Consider the following 25,491-nt stretch of genomic DNA (forward strand, 5'->3'; position numbering starts at 1 on the left):
GAAACATTTTCGTTTGGTAAAATTTGATTAAATACTGATAATTGAGCTCCAGTTATTGCACCAGCATTAAATAATCCGGTTGCAACATTTTTAATATTAGTAGAAACTTCATCACCATAAACATTTAATCCATTATAGTTTTGATGGCTTCTGTCTCTTCCAGGATTGGCAAGATCTGTATAATTATTAGCCCACCAATCTGTACCTTTCATAAAGGTAAAGTTGGCTTTGGCAGCAAAATGTTTTGTAAAAGCTTTGGCTGCTCTAACTCCATAATCATAATATGGATTATCACCAGCAGCTATTTGACTGGTTTGACCATATTTAGCATAGGCCGAAATACCTTGGGATGTAAATGGGCTTTTACTGTTGATAAATAAAATTCCGTTAAACGCATTTGCACCATATAATGCAGAAGATGCACCTGGAAGTAATTCAACGCTTTGAACATCAATTTCAGAAGTTCCAATTAAATTTCCTAAAACAAAGTTTAATAAAGGAGAAGAATTATCCATTCCATCAACTAATTGTAAAAATCTTGTGTTAGCTACAGTTGCAAATCCACGTGTATTGATAGATTTGAATGACATACTACTCGTATTCATTTGAACTTCTTTAAGATTTTCTAATCCGTCATAGAAAGTTGGAGAAGCCGATTTTTTAATATCTTTAATTCCCATTCTTTCAATGGTAACTGGAGATTCTTTAATTCTTTCTGGAGCTCTTGAAGCAGAAATTACAATTTCGTCAAGCTTTGTATCTTCAGATTGCATAACCACATCAAGTGATTGATTAGCTGATGTTACTTGAGCTTTTTGAGAAGTGTAACCTACACTTGTAACCTCAACCGTAAAAGGTGGTTTTTTTGAAGTTTTTAAAGTGAATTTTCCATCTCCATCAGCAATTGTTCCTGAATCGTCTCCAACTATTTTGATGTTGGCGCCAGGAACTGGTTCGTTTTTGCTGTCTTTTATCGAACCTGAAACTGTAGTTTGCGCAAAAGAAATGCCACAAAAAAACAGTGTCAAAATAAAATAATAAATTTTCATTAGGTATAAATTTTGTTGGTTTAAGTAGCCAAAATACAACTATTTTTTAAATTACTAAAAAAAGTGCAATTTATTTTCACTATCTATAATTTAAAACAATGTTTGTTATTTATTTGATAATTTAATAATTTTAAACTTTTCTTAACATTTTAATACTATTAAGATAAATTTACTATGCATACATATAAAATTTAGAATTTTATTAAATAAATCATAATTAAAAAAAATAAAAAATTGCAAAAAAAAGCGAGAAATAGTTCTCGCTTTAATTGAATATAGTTATAAATATAATTATTCTACTGTAACAGACTTTGCTAAATTTCGTGGTTGATCTACATTGCAACCTCTCATAACTGCAATATGATACGACAATAGTTGCAAAGGAATTGTAGTTAAAATTGGTGAAAGAGCATCTGATGATTCAGGAATTTCTATTACGTGATCGGCAAGATTTTTTACTTGAGTATCACCTTTAGTTACAATTGCAATTATCTTTCCGCTTCTAGATTTTATTTCTTGAATATTACTAACCACTTTATCATAATGACCTTGTTTAGGCGCAATCACAACAACTGGCATTTTATCATCTATTAAAGCAATTGGACCATGTTTCATTTCTGCTGCTGGATAACCTTCGGCATGAATATATGATATTTCTTTTAATTTTAATGCGCCTTCTAAAGCTACTGGAAAATTATAACCTCTTCCTAGATATAGACAATTTGGTGCATCTTTATAAATTGCTGCAATTTGTTTAGCAATATCATTAGTTTTTAAAGCTTCGGCTACTTTTTCTGGAATTAATTCTAACTCTTGAAGGTATCTAAAATAATCTGAATTAGACAAAGTTCCTTTAGCTTTTGCAAGTCGAAGAGAAATTAATGTCATAATTGTGATTTGAGTAGTAAACGCTTTGGTTGATGCAACTCCAATTTCTGGTCCAGCATGAGTATAAGCTCCAGCGTGAGTTTCTCTAGAAATTGATGAACCTACAACATTACAAACTCCAAAAACAAATGCTCCTTTTTCTTTAGCTAATTTTATTGCAGCCAAAGTATCGGCAGTTTCTCCAGATTGTGAAATTGCAATAACTACATCTGATTTATTTATAATTGGATTTCTATATCTAAATTCTGATGCATATTCTACCTCAACTGGAATTCTTGCAAATTCTTCTAAAATATATTCGGCAACTAAACCTGCATGCCAAGAAGTTCCACAAGCAATGATGATTATTCTTTCTGCTTGAAGAAATTTTTCAAGATTGTCTTCTATGCCAGACATTTGAATTAAGCCAGTACTTGCATGAAGTCTTCCTCTGTAAGTATCTTTTATAACATTTGGTTGTTCGTAAATTTCTTTTAACATGAAATGTTCGTAACCACCTTTTTCTATTTGTTCCAAATTCATTTGTAATTCTTGAACGTAAGGATCAACTAATGAATCGTCTTTAATTTTTCTAATTTTTAATGGTTTGTGTAAACTCACAATCGCCATTTCTTCATCTTCAAGATAAATAGCATTAGAAGTATATTCTATAAACGGAGATGCATCTGATGCAATAAAATATTCATTTTCTCCAACTCCAATTGCTAGTGGACTTCCTAATCTTGCTACTACAATTTCATCTGGTTTTTGTTTGTCAAAAACACAAATAGCGTAAGCGCCAACCACTTGGTTTAATGCAACCTGAACTGCTTTACCAAGTTTTAAATTATCTTTTTTCTGAACATCTTCAATAAGATTTATAAGAACTTCTGTATCTGTATCCGATTTAAAAGTGTAACCTCTATTGATTAATTCTTTTTTTAATGGCTCGTAATTTTCTATAATTCCGTTATGAATTATTGCCAAATTTCCAGAATTGGATAAATGTGGATGCGAATTTATATCATTAGGAACACCATGAGTTGCCCAACGAGTATGTCCCATTCCAATTGTACCATTGGTTTCAATTTCTTTAGATTTTTCTTCAAGATCTGAAACTTTACCTTTAGTTTTTGAGACTTTTAAATCTATTCCATCAAAAAGCATAATTCCTGCACTGTCGTAACCTCTATATTCTAGACGTTTTAATCCTTTTATTATTATAGGATATGCTTCTCTATGACCAATGTATCCAACAATTCCACACATAATTTTTTAATTAATCAGGTTTGGTATAATAAATTTCTAACTTAATTTTTTTAGCTTCTGGTGTACCAACTCCTGTTCCATAAAGTACAGTTCCTAGTTCATTTATTACAGACATTACTGGAACCAATTTATTAGTAACGCCAGATGCAGTAAATGGATTTTTTAAATTGGCATTACTTGCATTATTTATATTTTCTGTAACTACTAATCCTAATTTTACATTTGTAGAATCTTTTGCAACAGAAGAACCACCATATTTTACTAAATTTTTAATATGATTAGTAACTCTAATTTTATATTTAGTTCCTCTTCCATCGGTTTCTTTTTCTATAATTCCACCATGAATAAATTTACCATATTTTGGCTTAGCACTTGTTGTACCATCAAAAAAGTAATCTAACAAAGGTCTTTTATTTGTAAAATCATATAAATACACTCTGTTTGGTTCTGGAGCAACTGTTCCAATTAACGGTTTGTTAATATAAAAAACCAAGTAAGCATCATTAATTAAAACATTTTGACTTCTTAAATTGTTTAATAATGTAGCATTATCATTAATTTGTCCGCCAAATAATTCTAAAATTGCCATTGAACCTGCGCCACCTTTTAAATATAAATCATTGTCTCCAACAGTTGTGTTTGGTGAAGTTACAGGATTTGTCCAAGTAGTGCTTAGTGTATTAACCGTATTTCCAGATAAATTTAAAACCAAAGATTTTTTTTCTTTAGTAGTGTTGGTTGCCGAAATTTGGTCTCTGTAAATTATTGTAATTTTGCCTTGAGCAAAATTTAACTTTGCCATGGCACCATCATTTGGTGAACCAGTTGCATTTTCTACTTTAAAAAATAAACTTCTAAAATATTCTTTAAAACTGTTATTATTAATTAATTTATCTGCTGATGCATTAATTATTTTGTTTTTAAAAAAATCTTTGTTTAACATTAAAAACATACCCGGAGCAAGACGTTCTCTTACTGTTGTTGTTCCTGGTGTATTATCAGCATTGTTTTTAAAGAATTTTATTTGGGTAGCTTTAAATTCAAATTGATCGTTTTGACTTGCATCAGTTGCATCATTTAATCTGTTACCACCATTTGCAATTGCTGCTTCAAAATCTGGTTGCTGATCTGAAAAATATTTTTGCTCCTGTGTAAAACCTGTATCAGCATCTAAACTTCTTAAATAATAATTATTTTCGTAAACACTTAGTTTAATTTTATTGTTTGCTAAGTCTGAATTGTTTTTTTGAATTGAATCTAATTTATAAGAACTATCTCCAGAGGTAACATCTGTACTTTCAAATGTAGAAAAATAAGGAACATATAAATAAACAGAATCTACAATTATAGTAGGAGTATCAAAAAATGTTGGGTTTACCGATGCCAATTCTACTTGAGTTATAAAACTAGCAGTTGTTTTTCCAAAAACTGGATTGTTGTAAACACCTAAAGAATTTATGGGTAAATTATTGGTTTGAACTGCCCCAAGATTTTGATTATAGGCAATAACTTCACTAGGAATACTGTCTAAACCATAATGATTGTCACCAATAATATCCGCACCAATTTCTGTAAATTCTTTATCGCATGATGCAACGAAAAGAACTAGTAATCCAAGAATAAAAGTTTTAAAAAAGAAATTAAATTTCATGTTTTTGTAATTATAATTATAGCATATTTTTATAAAATGAAGTATATGCTGCTGCAAATTCTTCTTTTGGTGCGAAAGGTAAAAAAGGTTTGCCTGAAGATTCTATAAATTTTGTTAAACTTGACGATAGGTTTTCGCTAGCAATAATTACTGCATCAGAATGCTGTATAGAAGTTTTAATTAAATTCTCATAATCAGGCGTTTCTAGATTTTCAACAGCATCTGAAGGAATTCCATCAAATTTTACTTTGTTTATCATTTCTACATCTAGACTTCCGTCAAATGATTGTGCGTAAACAGAACTAACAATTTTAGTTTGAGAAAACAACGCTTCATCTTTGTAAAAATGTTTCATATAAACTGGAAGCATTGAAGCCATCCAACCGTGAACATGAATAATATCTGGAACCCAATTTAATTTTTTTACTGTTTCTACAACTCCTTTTGCAAAGAAAATGGCACGTTCATCATTATCTGGATATAAAACTCCATCTTCATCAGAAAAAGTTGCTTTTCTTTTAAAATATTCATCGTTATCAATAAAATAAACCTGAATTCTTTCTTTAGGAATTGAAGCTACTTTAATAATTAATGGCATATCTATATCATTAACAACTAAATTCATTCCAGAAAGTCGAATAACTTCATGTAATTGATGTCTTCTTTCGTTTATATTACCATATCTTGGCATAAAAATACGAATTTGTCCGCCTTGATCGTTAATCATTTTTGGTACATCGTACGACATAAGAGAAACTTCGTTCTCTGCTAAATAAGGCACCACTTCAGATGATACATACAAGATTCGCTTGTCTTCCATTACAGTATTATGTTTATTTATTTAAAATAAAAGCAGGCAAAATTACAAAAATTTATGCAGTTATTTACTAAAATAGTAAGTTTGTACCCTATTTCAAATAAAAGTCGATGCAAATTTTTAACAATAAAGCAAGTTTAAACAATTATTTATCAAGTCTTGGTAGTATTAATTCTACAATAGGATTTGTACCAACAATGGGCGCTTTGCACAATGGTCACTTGTCTTTACTAAAAAAATCTTTAGAAAATAATTCTGTTACTGTTGTAAGTATTTTTGTTAATCCAACACAGTTTAATAATCAAGAAGACCTTGCTAAATACCCAAGAACACTAGATAATGATGTAGAAAAAGTTAAATCGGTATCAGATAAAATAGTAGTTTATGCTCCAACTGTTGATGATATTTATGACGGAAATACAACTTCTATTCATTATAATTTTGACGGATTAGAAAATCAAATGGAAGGAAAATTTAGACCAGGACATTTTGATGGCGTTGGTACAGTAGTGAAAAAGTTATTTGAAATAATAAAACCAACCAATGCCTATTTTGGAGAAAAAGATTTTCAGCAATTACAAATTGTAAGAAAGTTAACAACAAAATATAAATTACCTGTAACAATTGTTGGTTGCGAAATATTTAGAGAATCTAACGGATTGGCAATGAGTTCTAGAAACGAAAGATTATCTATAGAAGATAGAAATGAAGCATCACTAATTTATAAAACATTATTGACTGCCAAAGAATTATTTGGCACGAAAACTGCTAATGAGGTTTCTAAATATGTAATTAATGTGTTTAAAAATCAGTCAAAATTTGAATTGGAATATTTTGAAATTGCCGATGAACAAACATTAAAAACATGTAAAAGAAAAAGTGAAATTATAAATTACAGAGCATTTATTGCCGTTTTTGTTAATAATGTTAGATTGATTGATACAATTTCTCTTTAAAATAAAAAAAATAAATTAACTTTGTCCCATGCAAATTCAAGTAGTAAAATCTAAAATTCACCGCGTTAAAGTAACTGGCGCCGACTTAAATTACATTGGAAGTATTACCATTGATGAAGCATTAATGGATGCTTCCAATTTAATTGAAGGTGAAAAAGTATCTATTGTAAACATCAATAATGGCGAACGTTTTGAAACTTACGCAATTAAAGGTCAACGAAATTCTGGAGAAATTACCCTAAATGGTCCAGCAGCAAGAAAAGTTCATGCTGGCGATATTATTATTATTATTTCTTATGCAACTTTAGATTTTGAAGAAGCCAAAACCTTTAAACCTTGGCTAGTTTTTCCTAACGAAGTTGATAATTCCTTAAAATAGTTTGAAAAAAACAATAAGTAAATGGCTTTCAATACTAATTCCGTTGGCATTAGGAATTGCACTTATTGTTTATCAATACAACTCGTTTACAGCACAACAACTATTAGAAATAAAAGGATATTTTAAAAACGCCAATTATTTTTACATCTTCTTGTCATTAATTATAGCAACTTTCGGATTTATTTCTCGTGCCTACAGATGGAAATTTTCCATAGAACAAATGGGTTATCAATCTAAATTTCAAAATAATTTAATGGCAGTTTGCGCTTGCTATTTTATGAATTTATCAGTGCCAAGATCTGGAGAAATATCTAGAGCAATTATTTTAAAAAAATATGAAGATGTACCATTTGACAAGGCATTTGGAACAATAATTGCCGAACGAGTTGTAGATACTATACTCTTTTTTATGTTTGTAATTGTTGCATTTATTTTACAATTTGACATATTAAAAAATTTTATTTTAGAAACCATTCCGTTTAAAAAATTACTAATTTTATTAGTTGTTGGAGTGGTGTTTTTTATCGGATTTGTATTGATTTGGATTTATTCTAATTGGTCAATTATCAATAAATTAAAGCAGAAATTATCTGGATTAATAGAAGGTATGACAAGTATATTAAAAATGGAAAAAAAATGGGCTTTCTTGTTTCATTCCTTTTTTATCTGGTTTAGTTATTTAATGATGTTTTACATTACCATTTTCGCACTAAAAGAAACTAGTAACATTGGTTTTAATGCAGTAATTATTGGTTTTGTTTTCGGAACTTTAGCCATAGGTTTTACAAATAGTGGTTTTGGAGCTTTTCCTGTTCTTGTGGCTCAAATTTTTATGCTTTACGGAATTTCTAATACTGCAGGTACAGCTTTTGGATGGTTAGTTTGGACTTCGCAAACATCTTTAACCATAGTTCTTGGTGGATTATCGTTTTTATATTTACCTATATTTAATAGAAAATAATTTGTTATATTGCTAGATTTTAATAGAAGACGTTTTATTCAAATCAAACCTTAATAAATTATGAAAAAAGTATACCTTTTACTACTTCTTATTTTTACAACTTTTGGATTTTCTCAAAAAACTAAAGACAGTATTTTATCTAGAAAACTTGATAAATACAGAGAATTAACCATTTCGCTTCCTCCATCTTATGATAAAGATGCTAAAAAATCTTTTCCTGTACTAGTTTTATTAGATGGCGATTATTTGTTTGATGCTTTTCAAGGCGCATTAAGTTACGGAAATTATTGGGACGATTTGCCAGAAGTTATCATTGTTGGAATTTCTCAAAACAAAGATAATGAACGATTTGTTGATTGTTCTGTAGATAAAGAAACTGGTTTGCCAGATACAAAAGGTTCTAAATTTTTCGAATTTATTGGAGGCGAATTATTGCCTTATTTGCAAACTAAATATAGAATTTCTCCATTCAAAATCATTGCTGGTCACGATGTTACAGCAGGTTTTGTAAACTATTTTTTATACAAAGACGATCCATTGTTTACTGCTTACATTTCTTTAAGTCCAGAATTACCATTGGAAATGGAAAACATTGTTGCCGACAGATTATCTGCAATTAAAAAGAATATTTTTTACTATCAATCATCTGCTGATGGCGATATTAAAAAAATGAAAGAAAAGATTAAAATTCTTGACGAAAATATAAAAACTATAAAAAATGAAAACCTTAATTATTTATTTGACGAAATAAAAGGTGCTTCTCATTATTCATTGGTTTTACATTCAATTCCAAATGCATTGTATCAATTTTTTGCGGCTTACCAACCAATATCTACATCAGAATTTCAAGAAAAAATCGTTAAACTTCCATCTGGTTACGTTGATTATTTAACCGCTAAATATGATATTTTAGAAAAAGCTATGGGAATGAAAATGAACATTCGTTACAATGATTTTAAAGCAATTGAAGCTGCAATTTTAAAAAACAAAGCATACAATGAATTTGAATTATTATCGCAACTTTCTCATAAAATGTATCCTAAAACCATGCTTGGCGATTATCATTTAGCAATGTATTATGAAAATACAGGCGATTTTAAAAGAGCAGCTAAAACGTATCAAAATGCATTTCAGATGGAAGAAATTGGTAGTTTAACTAAAGATATGATGTTAAACAAAGCAGACGAACTTAGAGTACAAATAAAAAAATAAATACTGAAATAAGTTCGGTATAATCATAAGATGCTGAACTGAATTCAGCATAATCATAAGATGCTGAACTGAATTCAGCATAAATAAAAACTAAAACTAGTTCAGCATAAAATGGCTAAAGTAAAAACTTCTTTTTTCTGTCAGAATTGTGGAGCGCAATATGCTCGTTGGCAAGGACAATGCAATTCGTGCAAAGAATGGAATACTATTGTAGAAGAAATAATTCAAAAAGAAGAAAAAGCAAGTTGGAAACCAACTACAAGTGAGGTTAAAAAAGCAAGCAAACCGTTAAAAATTGCCGAAATAGATGCTGCACAAGAAGTGCGAATGGATACAGTTGATGGCGAACTAAACAGAGTTCTTGGTGGTGGCATTGTGCCTGGTTCTTTAATACTTCTTGGTGGCGAACCTGGTATTGGAAAAAGTACACTTTTACTTCAAATTTCTTTAAAATTACCTTATAAAACACTTTATGTTTCGGGCGAAGAAAGTCAGAAACAGATAAAAATGCGTGCCGAAAGGATTACTCCAAATGGAGATAATTGTTATATTCTTACAGAAACTAAAACGCAAAATATTTTTCGTCAAATTCAAGAAATTGAACCCGAAATTGTAATTATAGATTCCATTCAAACACTTCATACTGATTATATTGAATCATCACCAGGAAGTATTTCTCAAATTAGAGAATGTACAGCAGAATTGATAAAATTTGCCAAAGAAAGTAATGTTCCTGTAATTTTAATTGGTCATATTACTAAAGATGGAAGCATTGCCGGACCAAAAATTTTAGAACACATGGTTGATACTGTTCTACAATTTGAAGGCGATAGAAATCACGTTTACAGAATATTACGTAGTTTAAAAAACAGATTTGGTTCTACAGCAGAACTCGGAATTTATGAAATGCTAGGTTCAGGTTTAAGAGAAGTTTCCAATCCTTCAGAAATTTTACTTTCGCATAGAGAAGAACAACTTTCTGGAACTGCAATTGCTTCAACATTAGAAGGAATGCGTCCGTTAATGATAGAAATTCAAGCATTGGTTTCAACCGCAGTTTATGGAACGCCACAAAGAAGCACAACTGGTTATAATGCCAAAAGATTGAATATGTTACTAGCAGTTTTAGAAAAACGTGCAGGTTTTAGATTGGGTACAAAAGATGTTTTTTTAAATGTAACTGGCGGAATTTCTGTAGATGATCCAGCAATAGATTTGGCAGTTGTGGCTTCAATACTTTCGTCAAATGAAGATATTGCTGTACCAAAAGACGTTTGTTTTGCAGGAGAAGTTGGGCTTTCTGGTGAAATTCGTCCAGTAAACAGAGTAGAACAACGTATTCAAGAAGCAGAAAAATTAGGTTTTGCGACCATATTTGTATCTAAATATAATAAAATTGCAACAAAATTTCCTGGAATTAAAGTAATATTAGTTTCTAAAATTGAAGAAGTTGTAGAAAATTTGTTTGGATAATAATTGATTACTTTTTATCGTTTTACTAAAAACAGCTCTTTATGAAAACTAAACTATTGCTTACTCTTTTTACTTTTTTTCTAGTAATTTCTTGTAATAAATCTTCTGTACATAACGAGTTTTATAAAAATAAAGAAGATAATCGTTGGTTAAAATCTGATGCCAAAACTTTCGAATTTTCTATAGATGATGCTGCACAATTGTATGACATGATATTTGATTTTAGTCACGTTTATGATTATCAATTTGCAAGCATTCCAATAGATTTTGTAATAGAAAATCCAAAAGGAAAACAAGAAAAATTTACAATTGATTTATTAATTAAAGATAGTTCCGGAAAAGAAATTGGAGATTGCTCTGGCGATATTTGTGATTTAAAATTCAAAATAAAAGAAAAATCTAAATTTGAAAAAGGAAATTATAAAGTTACTATTTCTAATAGTTATAAAGGAGATTATTTACCAAATGTTATAGGAGTTGGATTAGAAATAAAAAAATCCAATTAATTTAAAATTACGTCCCAACCTTTTTCTAAAAAAAGTACTCTATATATAAAAAGATAATTATGAAAAATATTCTAATTCTATTTTCTACAATTTTTATGTATTCGTTTGTATCAAAAAAAGAAATTGCGATGGTGCCACAAGTAAATACTGTTTTATATGCAGATGTGATTTTCTTGGGTAAAATAACCAAAGTCGATTCGCTTGGATTTTATGCCTCAGTAAATGAAGAAGTTGTTAATGAAACATCAGATAAAAACCTTTTTAAAACCAAACAAATTTTTGTTTCACACAGTTTATATCCTGAAAATGTAGGACGCTATAATTATACTCATACTCCAGTAAAAAATACTCAATTTATTTTTACATTAAAACAGGATGAAAAAACTAAAAAAATTGTTGCTTTTTATTATAGTTTTGGAATTGCTGTTTTAGAAAATCAAGACAATAAATGTTATGTCAATAGCAGTCAAAAACAAGAATTATTAGAACCTAAAAAAGTTATTGAAGGCATTAAAAAGCTGAAAAAATGCGTTGCTAATTCTCAAAATTTATGGAATCAAGAAATATTTAAATTTAAAGTTACTGATACTGAATTGTCAATAATTAAAGAATCTAATAGCGCAACTAAACTTTGGATTGAAGAAATAGAAAGCAGAAACAACTATTATAAAAAACTTAAAAACTAATGAAAAAAATAATTTTAATAGTAATAACATTTACATTTTTGGCATTTGGTGTAAACATTAAACGAATTGCAATTTCGCAATACAATACAATTTTACATGCCGACGTTATTTTTTATGGAAAAGTAACTCAATCCGATTCACTTGGATTTAAAGTAACAATTAATGAAGTTGCAATAAATGAAACTTCAAATAAAAATATTGCAAAAGGTAAAGAAGTTTTTGTAGATAATTTAATTCCTAAAAATCTTGGAAGGTATAATTCTTTATCAAATCCTACTGTAAACGATGAGCAAATTTTTACGTTGAAATATGACCTAAAAACTAAAAAAATATATCCAATAAACAGAACATTTGGACTTGTTATTACTAAAGATAAAAACAAAACTTGTTATGTAACTGGGCAAAATAATTATGAGCAAATAAATTATAAAACAGTATTAAAAGGTATTAAGTTATTGCGTTCTTGTTATCCAAAAACGCTAAAAAGCGTTACCAACCAAACTATTAAAAGTAAATTATCTAATGCAGAACTCCTAAAAATAAAAGCAAAAAATACTGCAACCAAAATTTGGATAGAAGACATAGAAACTAAAAATGAATATTATAAAAAAATAGAAAAATAAATTATGAAAAAACTTTTTTTACTAACGGTATTATTCTCAGCAATTTCATTTGCTCAAAAACCAATTTTTGCAACGGCTAAAGTAAAATCGGCTACAGTTTATTATAATGCTGCCGAATTATTGCAAACTACTTCTTTAAATCTTCCTGCTGGCACAAGCGAAGTTGTAATTAAAAATGTGGCTAATAATTTAAACGAAAGTACAATTCAAATTGGCGCACCAAGTTCTGTAACCGTTTTATCAGTTCAATTTACTAATAATTATATATCAGAATTTGAAGTAGACGAAAATTCGCCAGCCATAAAGAAAGTAAGAGACAGTATTACTTTGGTTCAAAAAGAAATTAAAAAAGTTCAAATTCTTACTTATTCTAACCAACAAACTATTGGACTTTTAGATCAAAATCAATCCGTTGCAGGAGCAAATTCAGGATTAAATGTTACCGAGTTAATGAAACTTGTAGATTATTACAAAACCAAAAGAACTGAACTAGACAATGCAGTTGTAGAACTTCAAGAAAAAGAAGTTGCGTTAAATAAAAAATTGGCTTTGCTAAATAACAAACTAGAAACCAATACCAAAAATGAAGAAAAAACATCTTATGGTAAGTTGATTATACAAGTAATGAATGACGTTGCAGGTACAATTCCGCTTGATATTACTTACATAACCAACTCAGCAACTTGGACACCATTTTACGATTTACGTGCCGATAATGTTACTTCTCCAATAAATATGATGTATAAAGCACAAGTTGTTCAAAACTCAGGAATTGATTGGAAAAAAGTAAAACTAACTTTGTCTAGCGGAAATCCTAACCAAAATAATCAAGCGCCGTTGTTGAATGCTTGGTTTTTGAGATATCAGGAATTCTCTAATGGATATGTTTATAGAGATGGTGATTCAAATTCGGTTATGAATGTTTTGCAAAGTAAACCTGCTCAATTCAAATATTCTGATACAACAGCAAATGCAGGATATGAAGAAATTAACGATTCTAACATTTCTAATTACACAGACATCAACGAAAACCAATTAAACGTATCCTTCGAAATAGACATTCCTTATGATATTTTATCTAATGGAAAAGTACACAGCGTTGCCTTGAAAGAAATAAAACTACCAGCAACTTACAAATATTATGCTGCGCCAAGAGTAGAAAAAGAAGCATTTTTACTAGCAGAAATTGAAGATTATTCTAAATACAATTTATTGCCAGGCGAAGCGAATATTATTTTTGAAGGCATGTATGTTGGCAAGACATTTATAAATCCTAATCAAACATCTGATACTTTAAATTTAAGTATGGGAAGAGATAAAAAAATTAATATTAAACGTGAAAAAGTGGCTGATAAATCTGGAACAAAGTTCTTATCATCCTTCAAAGAGCAAACTTTTACCTATGATTTAACACTAAGAAACAACAAGAAAGAAGCTGTAAATATGTTGTTGAAAGATCAATATCCAATAAGTACCGATAAAGAAATTACAGTAACTTTACTTGAAGATGGAAGTGCCAAAGTAAATGTTGAAACCGGAATTTTAACTTGGCAATTAAAGCTTGCGCCAAATGAAACCAAGAAAATACGAATAAGTTATAAAGTAAAATATCCTAAAGATAAAATTATTGAAAATCTATAATTAGTTTTGGGTTTCGAGTTTCGAGTTTCGGGTTTCGGGTTTCGGGTTTCACACAAACTTTGTCATTCTGACGAAGAAAGAATCTCACGAAGAATCTCTACAACTATAGCAAAAATTACACATGAGATTCTTCCTTCGTCAGAATGACAAACTGTGTGGAAATTATTGGAGATTTTTATTAATTTAAAATCAATTTTTGAAATTAAGCGATTTTTTAACCTCAAACTTTGTCATTCTGAGGCACGAAGAATCTCTACAACTAAAGTAAAAATTATACATGGGATTCTTCCTTCGTCAGAATGACAAACTAGTTGGAGAGAAAATAATTATAAAAATTAAAATCCGTGAACATCAGTTTAATCCGTTCAATCCGTGAGCCAAATACAAAGCAAATAATTAAACCCTAATTTTAAAGCATTGTTTGTAGAGATTCTTCCTTCGTCAGAATGACAAGTAATTGGAAAGAAATTAGAAAGAAAACGAAAAACCAAACTAAACAAAACATAAATTAATTAAAATTTTAACTCATTAATAACTAACCTATTACATTTTTTCATACTTTTACTTTTCAAAAATAAGCTATGAAAAAATACCTACTATTACTCGTAACTTTAGTTTCCACATTTGGATTCTCACAAACATTTGTTCTAAATCAATTTGCTACTGGGTTTTCATCTCCAGTAGAAATAAATCATCCAGCTAATGATTCAAGACTTTTTGTTGTACAACAAGGAGGTTTGATTAGAATTGTAAGTTCAGCAGGAGTTGTAAATTCTATTCCTTTTTTAAATTTATCATCAATTATAAGTACTGGTGGCGAAAGAGGTTTGCTTGGTTTAGCATTTCATCCCAACTATGCAACCAACGGACTTTTCTTTGTAAATTATACGAATACCGCAGGAAATACTGTTATTGCAAAATACAGTGTAAATTTAGCATCAACGCCAAATGTTGCCAACACAACTGGAACAATTTTAATGACAATAAACCAACCATACGCCAATCATAATGGTGGATGTTTAAGATTTGGTCCAGATGGATTTTTATATATCGGAATGGGTGATGGTGGAAGTGGTGGCGATCCTCAAGGATATTCTCAAAATTTAACAATTGATGTTGCAAATCCTACTAGAGTATTTTTAGGAAAAATGTTGCGTATTGATGTTAACGGCACAAATGGAGCATTGAATTATTCCATTCCAAGCACAAATCCTTATGTTGGACAAGCAGGAAAAGAAGAAATTTGGGCAAGAGGTTTAAGAAACCCTTGGAAATTTTCGTTCAATAGATTAAATGGCGATTTATGGATTGCAGACGTTGGTCAACAAAATGCTGAAGAGATTAACAAAACAGTAAGTCCTTTACCAAATACTGGATTAAATTATGGCTGGCGTTGTTATGAAGGAAATTTATCTTATAATACATCTGGTTGCGTAGCTCAAAACACTATGGTTGCGCCTGTAGGTCAATATTCTCATGCTGACGGAAGTTGCTCAATTACTGGTGGTTATTTATATACTGGAAGTTTATATCCAAATTTGTTAAACAAATATATTTTTGCAGATTATTGTTTAAACAGAATTGGATATCTAGACGCTACTACAAACGCAATCACGTATTCTACAACATTTTCTACAAATAACTTTATTACAACTTTTGGCGAAGATATAAATGGTGAAATATTAGTTTTGGGAAGTAATGGTACAATGTATAAAGTTACAGATACTTCGCTTTCAACTTCAAGTTTTGAAAAAAATGGATTTTCATTGTATCCAAATCCTGCAACATCTGAATTTTTTATTAAAAATTCTAAAAACATTGAACTTTCTAATCTAGAATTATTTGACATTTCTGGTAAAAAATTGCTTTCTCAAAATATAGAAAACGAAAATACTTCAATATCAATATCTTCTCTTTCTAGCGGATTGTATTTAGTGGTTTTAGAAGATAAATCTGGAAATTCATTTACTAGTAAATTAGTAATCAACTAAAAGATTTAAAATTTTATACAAACCGAAATTCACTTCAATTTTATTTTATAATTTTGGAGTGAATTTTTCTTTTTGAATAAATTTTTTCTTATGAATGAATCTTTTATAATTCCAATAATTACTGTAAATGAAGACGGAATTTCAATTTTTTCTGAAGTTGATTTTACAGTAGAACAAAGAGGTGGTTTATTTTTAACCAATCAAATTCCGTCTAAAAATTTTAGAATTAGAAAAAGTGATGTTGGTTATACTACCGATTTTCATTTGACTGGCGATGCAACTTTTATTACTATACAAAAAGGAAGTTTAAAAATAGAATTGCAAAATGGAGAATCTAAAATTTTTACTATTGGAGCATCTTTTATAGCAAAAGACAATTTACCTGAAACTATTGTTTTTAATAATAAAATTCATGGTCACAAAGCAAGTGTAGTTGGAAATGAAAGTTTACAAGCAATTCATATTAAGTTGTAAATTGAATATTTAATTGATACTATTGAGATTCCTACGGAATGACGAACTTCACGCAAAAACTAAAATTCACAATTAAATACTCACAACTAAACACTAGAAACTGAACACTGATTACTGAACACTAAAAACTGATCACTGAACACTGATTACTGAACACTGAACTATGGTGCTGGATTAGGAATCAACTCTTGAATTTTTTCTATTTCAAATAAAATCTCGTCAGATAATACTATTTCAAAAGCATCAATGTTGTATTTTAATTGTTCTAATGTTGTAGCACCAATAATTGTAGAAGTTACAAATTGCTGTTGGTTTACAAATGCTAAAGCCATTTGAGTAATCGTTAAACCATTAGATTCTGCCAATTTTTGGTATAATTTTGTTGCTTTAAAACAATTTTCGTTGTTGTATCTAACAAAATTTGGAAACAATTTTAAACGAGAATTTTCTGGATAACCATGTAAATATTTGCCAGATAAAAAGCCAAAAGCTAATGGAGAATAAGCCAATAAGCCAACATTTTCTCGCATAGAAATTTCAGATAATCCAACTTCGTACAATCTGTTTAATAATGAAAACGGATTTTGGATTGTAGCTATTCTGGGTAAATTATGTTTTTCACTTTCATGTAAAAAACGCATCATTCCGTACGGATTTTCATTAGAAATTCCGATGCTATTTATTTTCCCATCTTTTATTAAATTGTCATAAATAGACAATACTTCGAAGAAATTATCTTGCCAATTAGTATCAATTTTAGAAACTCCTCTTTGCCCAAACATATTCATAACACGTTCTGGCCAATGCATTTGATACAAATCGATATAGTCTGTTTGAAGATTTTTTAAACTCAATTCTACTGCTTCGTAAATGCTTTTTTTAGAAAAATCTAATGGCTTTCTAATGTATTCTAAACCACGATTTGGACCAGCAATTTTAGTGGCAACAATAACTTTTTCTCTTTGCGAAGTTCCAATTTTTTTAATCCAGCTTCCAATGTGTCTTTCTGTACTTCCAAAAATAGTTCCGTTGCCACCAATAGGATACATTTCGGCAGTGTCAAGAAAATTTATGCCTCTTTCTATAGCATAATCTAATTGCGAATGCGATTCGGCTTCACTATTTTGGTTACCAAAAGTCATTGTGCCAAGGCAAATCTTACTAATTTTTATTGATGTATTTGGAAGATTGGTGTAATTCATTTTCTAATGAAATGTGAAAAATTATTTTGTGTAAAAGTAAAACATAGTTTTTAGATTTAGAATTTTGCTTTTAGAATTTTATGTTAAAAAAAGTTCTAAAAACTACTTTAGAACCTTTTTTAAAATTATTGTTTTACAATATCTCTAATAATTTTGAGATGATGAGTTGTATGCAAAACAAGAAATTTTTGAGTTTGTTTTACATTTAAATCATTAAAATATGGATGCGGAAAAAAGTTGTTTTTGTGAAACGTTTCTAGCTTTAAAATTTTAATTCTTACTTTTTCTAAGTTTTCTTTTAAAGAATTTATAGATATTTCTCCTGTTGGCATTGCAACTTCTGGAGCTTTGGCTTTACCTCTTGGAATGGTGTTTGTTGTAAAAACTATAAACCGTTTCATATTGAATTTAGGTTTAAAATCATCTGGATTAGATTTTTCTAAAGCCGAAATTATTCTTGCTAAAACCAACAAACAATGATCTATTTGCCAACCAACACTAGCTTTGGAAACTGCTAGATTGCTTTTTTCTAGATTTGGAATGTTGTTTTCTAGCTCGTTAAGTAAATTATTTAATTTTTGCATGGTAATTGGTAGATTTAAACAATTTTAAACACTTAAACAACTTTAAACTTTTAAACATTAAACCCTTAAACAACTTTAAACTCTCCTAAAGTTCATTAAGCATTCTAGAAATCTCATCCAATTTTGGAGTTAATATAATTTCTATTCTACGATTTTTTGCTTTTCCTTCTGGTGTGTCGTTGCTTAGTAATGGTGCAAATTCTCCTCTTCCTGCAGCAGTAAGATTTTCTTTATTTACACCTTTGTTTTCTGATAAAATATTTACAATTGCCGTAGCTCGTTTTGTAGATAAATCCCAGTTACTTTCTATTCCGCCACCAATATTTCCTAGAATTTTATCATTATCGGTATGACCTTCAATTAATACAGAGATGTCTGGATTTTGTGCCAAGACTTTTCCAACTTCTACAACAGCAACTTTTCCTTCTGTGCCAACTGCCCAACTTCCTGTGGCAAAAAGCAATTTATTTTCCATAGAAACATATACTTTTCCGTTGCGTTGTTCTATAGTCAAACCTTTTCCTTCAAATGCTTTTAGCGATTTAGAAAGTGATTCTTTTAGTTTTTTCATACTTGCATCTTTGGCAGCAATGAAATTTTCTAGTTCGCTTAATCGTTTAGAACTTGCTTCTAATTCGGCTTTTAATTTGTTTAATCTGTCTTGTTCTGCTGCAAGTGCTTTTTCTTTGGTTTCTAGTTTTGCTAGCAATTCTCTATTTTTATTAATATTGGTTTCTAGTGCATCGTTACTGTCTTTTTCTAATGCGTTGTACGATGCTTGAAGTGTTTTTAAACTTTTATCGGATGCTGAAAAATCGGCTTGCAATTTATCTCTTTCTAGTTTTAATTTGTCTCTTTCTAGTTTTAAAGCGTTTAAATCTTGCTCTAATTGATTTTTAGATTTTGTTAAATCTTCATTTCCATCGGCAAGTGTTCTATTTTCTTTTTTTAAATCGGCATATTTATTTTCTAGTTCGTTGTATATCTTTTTAGATACGCACGATGTTGATAGCGCAAGAAGTAATAATCCTGCTGTTATTTTTTTAATCATTGTTTTTTTAATTTTTAATATTGCTACCAAAATTAATTTATACAACTTGTAGTTAATCTAGTATTTAAAAATGTTGTTGACATTGTTATTGACAAAAATGGTTTCGGGTTTTTTGCCACAAAGACTCAAAGACGCCAAGTTTTTTATTGTTAAATTAAATTTTTGAATATTAAATTTGATGTTATTGGATTTGATTTTTGATTGAAGATTAACGATTTTTGATTTTTTGAAATTGATTTTTGAGATTGAGATTGATTTTTGAAATTGATATTGATTTTTGAAATTGAAATTTTTCTTAGCCGTGATGGAAATGGAACTCTTTTTACTTTAAAATTGTGATTTTTCTTGTTGAAAAAAAGCGACCAACGGAAGCTCTTTTTTTAACTAGAAAAAGCCAATTTTAAAGTGAAAAAGTGTAATGTACAGCGCGATTGGCTTCTAATCTATCTCGACCAAAATAGGGCAATGGTCAGAGTGTTTCGCCTCTGGCAAGATTACTGCGCGCGACATTCTATTGCGAAGGTTTTCGCTAACCAAATTGTAATCTATGCGCCAACCTTTATTGTTTGTTCTTGCTCCAGCGCGATAACTCCACCAAGAATAGTTGTGCGGTTCTTTGTTAAAATGACGGAAAGAATCTATAAAACCTGCCTTCATAAAAAGGTCTAACCAATTGCGTTCGTGTGGTAAAAACCCTGAAACATTGGCGTTGCGAATGGGATCGTGAATGTCTATGGCTTGATGGCAAATGTTGTAATCGCCACATATTACAAGGTTTGGAATTTCTACTTTTAACTTATTGATGTAGTCTTGAAATTCTTCCATGTAATTGAACTTATGTCCTAATCTATCTATATTTGTGCCTGATGGTAAGTATAAACTCATTACAGAAATGTCATCAAAATCGGCTCGGATGTTTCTGCCTTCAAAGTCCATACTTTCTATTCCTGTTCCGTAAAGTATCTTTTTAGGTTCGGTTTTAGACAAAATTGCTACACCACTATAACCTTTTTTATTGGCAGAAAAATAATATTGGTACGGATAACCTGCGGCTGTAATTTCGTTGGTAGGAATTTGATCTTCGTTGGCTTTTATTTCTTGAAGACATATTACATCTGGATTGGCTTGTTGCAACCAGTCTAGAAATCCTTTAGTAATTGCTGCTCTAATTCCGTTTACGTTGTATGATATAATTCGCATTGTTGTTGATTTATGAATTTCAAATGTAAATAAAAACAATAAAAAAATACTAGAAAAGTTATAAATTATAGTAAATGTTTACCCATTTTTAGAATTTTGTAATTTAGAAAATTAAGTAACTGTAGAATTACTATATTTGTTACTTACTGCAAAACGAAAATTATATAAATGGGATTAGTCACTGCTAAAGAAGTTGCGAAAGCAATAAACGCCGAAAAATATGGAGTTTTAGGAACTTTTGCTGGTTGGTTACTAATGAAAACGCTTAAAATTTCTACATTAAACAAGATTTATGATAGAAATAAACATTTAAAAGATGTTGTTTTTTTAAATGCCATTTTAGATGAATTTCAAATTAGGTTTGAAATTCCAGAGGAAGATTTAAAAAGATTACCCAAAGATGGCGCATATATTACCATTTCCAATCATCCACTTGGAGGAATTGATGGTATTTTGCTTTTAAAATTAATGCTTGAAAGAGAACCTAATTTTAAAATTATTGCCAATTTCTTGCTTCATAGAATTGAACCTATGAAACCTTACATTATGCCAGTAAATCCGTTTGAAAACCATAAAGATGCCAAATCTAGCGTTATAGGAATTAAAGAAACATTGCGACATTTAAGCGATGGAAAACCACTTGGAATGTTTCCTGCTGGAGAAGTTTCTACTTATAAGGACGGAAAACTAATGGTTGATAAACCTTGGGAAGAAGGTGCAATGAAAGTGATTAGAAAAGCACAAGTTCCTGTTGTACCAATATATTTTCATGCAAAAAATAGTAGGTTGTTTTACTTGCTTTCTAAAATTGATGATACGCTTAGAACTGCTAAATTACCATCAGAATTATTGACACAAAAAGATAGAGTTATTAAGGTTAGAATTGGAAAACCAATTTCTGTAAACGAACAAAATGAGCTTAAAACTATTGAAGAATATTCAGAATTTTTAAGAAAGAAAACCTACATGCTTGCCAATTCTTTTAATGATGGAAGTAAGTTTTTAACGGTTCCTAATTTAAAATTACCAAGAAGTCCGAAACAAATTGCAACGCCAGCCAATCAGGAAAAAATGGTTGAAGAAGTAAATAAACTTCGAGATAGTGATTGCAGATTATTGCAAAGTAAAAACTATGAAGTGTTTTTTACCAAAGCCGATAAAATTCCGAATGTAATTCACGAAATAGGACGATTACGAGAAATAACTTTTAGAGAAGTTGGCGAAGGAACAAATAAATCGTTAGACTTAGATAAATACGACGACTATTATCACCATATGTTTCTTTGGGATGATGAAACCAAGCAAGTTGCTGGTGCTTATAGAATGGGATTGGGAAGTGAAATTTTTCCTAAATATGGAATTGAAGGTTTTTATTTGAACGAATTATTTAGATTTGAAAATGAACTGAACGAAATGATGCAAAGTTCTATAGAAATGGGACGCGCATTTGTTATAAAAGAATACCAACAAAAACCAATGCCATTGTTTTTATTATGGAGAGGAATTATTCATATTACGTTACGTTTTCCTGAGCATAAATTTTTACTTGGTGGCGTAAGTATTAGCAATCAGTTTTCAGATTTTTCTAAATCGTTAATGATAGAATTTATGAAATCTAATTATTATGATCCATACATTGCCCAATATGTACATCCAAAAAAGGAATTTAAAGTTAAATTGAAAGATGCTGATAAGGATTTTATTTTTGATGAAGCCGAAGCCGATTTAAATAAATTTGACAAAATTATTGACGAACTTGAACCTGGAGTTTTACGATTACCAGTTTTAATAAAAAAATATATTAAACAAAATGCAAGATTGGTAGCTTTTAATGTTGACCCTTTGTTTAACAATGCTATTGATGGTTTAATGTACATAAGAATTGCTGATATTCCAGAGAGTACTATGAAACCTGTTATGGAAGAATTTCAAGCAGAATTGGAACGAAAACTTGGTGAGAAAGAAGGAATGTAGTTTTAGCTATTAAATTAACATAGGTCTTTACTTCCTGCGTCATCACAAGCTAAGCTCAGACTGACAATGGTGCATAAAATTGTGTTTATTGCTAGATTTGTAAAATTTTTTATATTGCCAATTTAAAATTCACTGTCTCACTGAACTTGTCGAAGTGTTTTGTTTGTATATAGTTTTGTATTAAATGTCTTCGACAAGCTCAGACTAACAGTGCTGCATAAAATTGTGTTTGTTGCAAGATTTGTAAAATCTTTTATATTGCCAATTAAAACTACAAATGTCTCACTGAGCTTGTCGAAGTGTTTTTTATATTGAAGTCAGATGTAAATTTATTAAATTTACAATGTCTCACTGAGCTTCGCCTGTGCTGACGTAGGAAGCATCGAAGTGTTTAATTAAAAATAATTACATGAAATCATATTTTGTATACATCATTAAATGCAGCGATAACTCGTATTATACTGGTTTTACAAATGATATTGAGAGAAGGTTTAACGAGCATGTTTCTGGCAGAAACAAAAGTTGTTATACTTTTAACAAACATCCATTGGAATTAATGTGGTTTGAAACATTTAATGATGTTCTTGATGCAATTGCTACAGAAAAGAAGATAAAAGGCTGGAGCAGAATAAAAAAAGAGGCCTTAATTGAAAATAATTGGGACAAAATTGAATTGTATTCTAAGAATTATTCTCAATTTGGAAAACCTAACATAGATGAGTCTTCGACAAGCTCAGACAGACAGTAATTTTCAGAATTGTTTTTATTGCAAATTTTATAATCAATTATTTATTGGCAATTATTTCTACAAATGTCTTACTGAGCTTTGCCTGTGCTGACGTAGGAAGTATCGAAGTGTTTTGTTTAAGTTTAGTTTCAAAAAGTCTTCGATTGTCCTATGTCAATGAAGGCGAAGCTCAGACTGACAGTAATTTTCAGAATTGAGTTCTTACAAGATTTATAAACAATTATTTATTGACAATTAAATCTACAAATTGCTCACTGAGCTTGTCGAAGTGTTTTATTACTAAAACATTTATTTAACACCAGTTGTTGCTAATGCCGTTGCTAAAACTCCACCAATTATTGTAAAATAAATCAGTAAAAACAAACAGTAAAGACCACCTAAGCAAGTACCAATAATAGACATTATGTATCCTGCATTTAATTGTGCAAAACCTTCATAAGAACTAGGAGATTCATTGTACAGTTTTTTATCTTTACTAGAAAGTACCAATCCTATTATACCCAGAATTAATCCTACGCCAATACACGATAACACTATAGAACATATTCCTAAAACTAATACTGTGACTGAATTTGGCAAAGTTTGTTTAATGATGTTGTTTTCCATATTTAAATTAATTCTAGGATTGCGAAATTATAAAATTTATTGGAATACACTATCAATTGGTTCCCAAAGTTCTATTTTATTACCTTCTGGATCTAAAATCCAACCAAATTTTCCGTAGTCATAACTTTCTATTTCGCCTACAATTGTAATTCCTTCTTGTTTTAAAACTTCTAGAAGCGATTCTAAATTAGCTACTCTAAAGTTTAACATAAATTGCTTTTCGCTTGGATTGAAGTAATTGGTTTTTTCACTCATTGGCGAAAATTGTGTAGCACAATCGTTACCATTTTTATCTTTCCACCAAAAGGTTGAACCATAATCGTCTGTTTTTAATCCTAAATGTTTTCCATACCAAGATAATAATTCTTTAGAGTTTTGTGCTTTAAAGAAAACTCCGCCAAGACCAGTTACTCGTTGCAATATGGGTTCTTCAACTTTTTCTTTATTATAAAATTTATTGATTTTATCTACAATTGTTTGCGCTAATTTTTCGTGACTTTCAAATGTCCAACCAGCAATGTGAGGTGTTAATAAAACATTTTCTGCTTGAAGCAAATACTGTAATGGCAATGGAATTTCATTAGTTGATGATAAAAATAAATCTTCAAAGGATAGTTTTTCATATTCTAAAACGTCTAAACCTGCGCCAAGAATTTTACCAGATTGCAAAGCCAAAACCAAATGGTCAGTAACAACGTTTTTTCCGCGAGATGTATTGATGAACCAAAATGATTTGGCAAATTGATTTATAAAAGTTGTATTTACTAGTTTATCTGTAGTTTCATCCCAAGGAATGTGCAAGCTTAAAACATCTGATTTTAATTGTAATTCTTCTAATGAAACTTGTTTGGCATTAGCATCGCCAACATTTTCTAGAATATCATAACAGATTACGTTTACATCAAATCCACGAAGTTTTTTGGCAAATGATTTTCCCATGTTTCCATAACCAATTATTCCTATAGTTTTATGTTCTAGTTCGAAACCACGATTGCCTTCGCGAATCCATTTGCCATTTTTTACTTGATTGTTGGCGTTGTTTAATTTATTTAATAATGACAACAACATTCCTATTGCATGTTCGCCAACAGCATTGCAATTTCCTTCTGGCGCAGCAATTAAATGAATTCCTTTTTGGGTTGCATAATTGCAATCTATACTTTCTAATCCTGCGCCAACGCGTGCTATGAATTGTAAATTGGTGGCTTTGTCCAGAAATTTTTTATCGATTTTAAATCGGCTACGAATAACTATTCCGTTATAATTATGAATTTTATTTTCTATTTCTTCTTTGGTAGATGTAAAATCTTCTTCATTAATAAAACCTGCATTTTGCAATTGTTCTTTTAATAATGGATGATTGTTGTCTAGGTGAAGGATTTTTATTGTTTCGGGTTTCAAAGTTTACTATTTTGCCACTAAGTCGCTAAGGCGCAAAGTTATTTTTAATGTATAAAGATAATTGTTTTTGTGTAACTGAAATTGAAAGAAAAGACAAAAATTATTTAGCCCAGATTGAATGGAATAACATCCCGATTTTTCATCGGGATTTATGGAATGAAAGCTGGAAA

Annotated in this window: 23 protein-coding genes and 1 pseudogene; 13 read left to right on the plus strand and 11 right to left on the minus strand. The window is 29.8% G+C overall.

Annotated elements, in window-relative coordinates; genetic code table 11:
* The 4 genes from ACH2BC_RS14205 to ACH2BC_RS14220 all read right to left on the minus strand — a co-directional run.
* Positions 1-1,049, minus strand: a 1,049-nt coding sequence (locus ACH2BC_RS14205; RefSeq protein ID WP_395054780.1) for a carboxypeptidase-like regulatory domain-containing protein, incomplete at its 3' end; no start/stop codon positions are given.
* Positions 1,050-1,340: 291 nt separating this feature from the next.
* Positions 1,341-3,185 carry a glutamine--fructose-6-phosphate transaminase (isomerizing) gene (gene glmS / locus ACH2BC_RS14210; protein ID WP_395054782.1) on the minus strand — a complete coding sequence of 615 codons (1,845 nt, stop codon included), beginning with the start codon at positions 3,183-3,185 and terminating at the stop codon, positions 1,341-1,343.
* Between the two features lie 10 nt (positions 3,186-3,195).
* A complete protein-coding gene (locus ACH2BC_RS14215; protein WP_395054784.1) occupies positions 3,196-4,836 on the minus strand; it encodes a DUF4270 domain-containing protein in 1,641 nt (546 codons plus the stop codon).
* Between the two features lie 16 nt (positions 4,837-4,852).
* Positions 4,853-5,656 carry a glycogen/starch synthase gene (locus ACH2BC_RS14220; protein WP_395054786.1) on the minus strand — a complete coding sequence of 268 codons (804 nt, stop codon included), beginning with the start codon at positions 5,654-5,656 and terminating at the stop codon, positions 4,853-4,855.
* A gap of 107 nt (positions 5,657-5,763) precedes the next feature.
* On the opposite strand from ACH2BC_RS14220, the gene panC reads away from it, so the two are divergent.
* The 11 genes from panC to ACH2BC_RS14275 all read left to right on the plus strand — a co-directional run bounded on the left by panC (position 5,764) and on the right by ACH2BC_RS14275 (position 16,555).
* The gene (panC, locus tag ACH2BC_RS14225) at positions 5,764-6,609 is read left to right on the plus strand and encodes a pantoate--beta-alanine ligase (RefSeq protein WP_395054788.1); all 846 of its coding nucleotides are present in this window, start codon (positions 5,764-5,766) and stop codon (positions 6,607-6,609) included.
* Positions 6,610-6,637: 28 nt separating this feature from the next.
* A complete protein-coding gene (gene panD / locus ACH2BC_RS14230; RefSeq protein WP_395042904.1) occupies positions 6,638-6,988 on the plus strand; it encodes an aspartate 1-decarboxylase in 351 nt (116 codons plus the stop codon).
* A 1-nt stretch (position 6,989) separates the two neighbouring features.
* Positions 6,990-7,949 (plus strand): YbhN family protein, encoded by a 960-nt coding sequence (locus tag ACH2BC_RS14235; RefSeq protein ID WP_395054790.1) that lies wholly within the window; start codon positions 6,990-6,992, stop codon positions 7,947-7,949.
* Positions 7,950-8,009: 60 nt separating this feature from the next.
* Positions 8,010-9,161, plus strand: coding sequence for an alpha/beta hydrolase (locus tag ACH2BC_RS14240; protein WP_395054792.1), 1,152 nt, complete (start codon positions 8,010-8,012; stop codon positions 9,159-9,161).
* Between the two features lie 111 nt (positions 9,162-9,272).
* Positions 9,273-10,634 carry a DNA repair protein RadA gene (radA, locus tag ACH2BC_RS14245; RefSeq protein WP_395054794.1) on the plus strand — a complete coding sequence of 454 codons (1,362 nt, stop codon included), beginning with the start codon at positions 9,273-9,275 and terminating at the stop codon, positions 10,632-10,634.
* Between the two features lie 41 nt (positions 10,635-10,675).
* Positions 10,676-11,140, plus strand: coding sequence for a hypothetical protein (locus tag ACH2BC_RS14250; protein WP_395054796.1), 465 nt, complete (start codon positions 10,676-10,678; stop codon positions 11,138-11,140).
* A gap of 59 nt (positions 11,141-11,199) precedes the next feature.
* Entirely contained in the window at positions 11,200-11,826 is a 627-nt protein-coding gene (locus ACH2BC_RS14255) for a hypothetical protein (RefSeq protein WP_395054798.1), read from the plus strand.
* Positions 11,826-12,449, plus strand: a complete 624-nt coding sequence (locus ACH2BC_RS14260) for a hypothetical protein (protein ID WP_395054800.1) — start codon at positions 11,826-11,828, stop codon at positions 12,447-12,449. The genes ACH2BC_RS14255 and ACH2BC_RS14260 overlap by 1 nt, the downstream gene beginning before the upstream one ends.
* A 3-nt stretch (positions 12,450-12,452) precedes the next feature.
* Positions 12,453-14,090 carry a DUF4139 domain-containing protein gene (locus ACH2BC_RS14265; RefSeq protein ID WP_395054802.1) on the plus strand — a complete coding sequence of 546 codons (1,638 nt, stop codon included), beginning with the start codon at positions 12,453-12,455 and terminating at the stop codon, positions 14,088-14,090.
* Positions 14,091-14,671: 581 nt separating this feature from the next.
* Complete coding sequence (locus ACH2BC_RS14270) at positions 14,672-16,081, plus strand: PQQ-dependent sugar dehydrogenase (protein ID WP_395054804.1); 1,410 nt, start codon at positions 14,672-14,674, stop codon at positions 16,079-16,081.
* Between the two features lie 90 nt (positions 16,082-16,171).
* Positions 16,172-16,555 carry a hypothetical protein gene (locus ACH2BC_RS14275; protein WP_395054806.1) on the plus strand — a complete coding sequence of 128 codons (384 nt, stop codon included), beginning with the start codon at positions 16,172-16,174 and terminating at the stop codon, positions 16,553-16,555.
* 161 nt (positions 16,556-16,716) lie between these two features.
* Here ACH2BC_RS14275 and ACH2BC_RS14280 read toward each other — a convergent pair whose 3' ends face one another.
* The 4 genes from ACH2BC_RS14280 to ACH2BC_RS14295 all read right to left on the minus strand — a co-directional run bounded on the left by ACH2BC_RS14280 (position 16,717) and on the right by ACH2BC_RS14295 (position 20,592).
* Entirely contained in the window at positions 16,717-17,757 is a 1,041-nt protein-coding gene (locus ACH2BC_RS14280) for an aldo/keto reductase (RefSeq protein WP_395054808.1), read from the minus strand.
* Positions 17,758-17,882: 125 nt separating this feature from the next.
* Complete coding sequence (locus ACH2BC_RS14285) at positions 17,883-18,341, minus strand: DUF1569 domain-containing protein (protein WP_395054810.1); 459 nt, start codon at positions 18,339-18,341, stop codon at positions 17,883-17,885.
* Positions 18,342-18,426: 85 nt separating this feature from the next.
* Positions 18,427-19,392, minus strand: a complete 966-nt coding sequence (locus ACH2BC_RS14290) for an OmpA family protein (RefSeq protein WP_395054812.1) — start codon at positions 19,390-19,392, stop codon at positions 18,427-18,429.
* A gap of 438 nt (positions 19,393-19,830) precedes the next feature.
* Complete coding sequence (locus ACH2BC_RS14295; RefSeq protein ID WP_395054814.1) at positions 19,831-20,592, minus strand: exodeoxyribonuclease III; 762 nt, start codon at positions 20,590-20,592, stop codon at positions 19,831-19,833.
* Positions 20,593-20,760: 168 nt separating this feature from the next.
* Here ACH2BC_RS14295 and ACH2BC_RS14300 point away from each other — a divergent pair, with 168 nt between their 5' ends.
* Both ACH2BC_RS14300 and ACH2BC_RS14305 read left to right on the plus strand, forming a co-directional pair.
* Positions 20,761-22,566 (plus strand): GNAT family N-acyltransferase, encoded by a 1,806-nt coding sequence (locus ACH2BC_RS14300; protein WP_395054816.1) that lies wholly within the window; start codon positions 20,761-20,763, stop codon positions 22,564-22,566.
* Between the two features lie 409 nt (positions 22,567-22,975).
* Entirely contained in the window at positions 22,976-23,314 is a 339-nt protein-coding gene (locus tag ACH2BC_RS14305) for a GIY-YIG nuclease family protein (RefSeq protein ID WP_395054818.1), read from the plus strand.
* A gap of 288 nt (positions 23,315-23,602) precedes the next feature.
* Here ACH2BC_RS14305 and ACH2BC_RS14310 read toward each other — a convergent pair whose 3' ends face one another.
* The 3 genes and pseudogenes from ACH2BC_RS14310 to ACH2BC_RS14320 form a co-directional block, all read right to left on the minus strand.
* Positions 23,603-23,920 (minus strand): CCC motif membrane protein, encoded by a 318-nt coding sequence (locus ACH2BC_RS14310; RefSeq protein WP_395054820.1) that lies wholly within the window; start codon positions 23,918-23,920, stop codon positions 23,603-23,605.
* A gap of 36 nt (positions 23,921-23,956) precedes the next feature.
* The gene (locus ACH2BC_RS14315) at positions 23,957-24,340 is read right to left on the minus strand and encodes a VOC family protein (RefSeq protein ID WP_395054903.1); all 384 of its coding nucleotides are present in this window, start codon (positions 24,338-24,340) and stop codon (positions 23,957-23,959) included.
* Positions 24,341-24,346: 6 nt separating this feature from the next.
* Positions 24,347-25,321: pseudogene (locus ACH2BC_RS14320) on the minus strand (2-hydroxyacid dehydrogenase); the annotation flags it as partial.
* Positions 25,322-25,491: the final 170 nt, after the last annotated feature.

It is taken from the genome of Flavobacterium sp. (genome assembly GCF_043760115.1).
In the GTDB taxonomy this organism is placed as follows: domain Bacteria; phylum Bacteroidota; class Bacteroidia; order Flavobacteriales; family Flavobacteriaceae; genus Flavobacterium.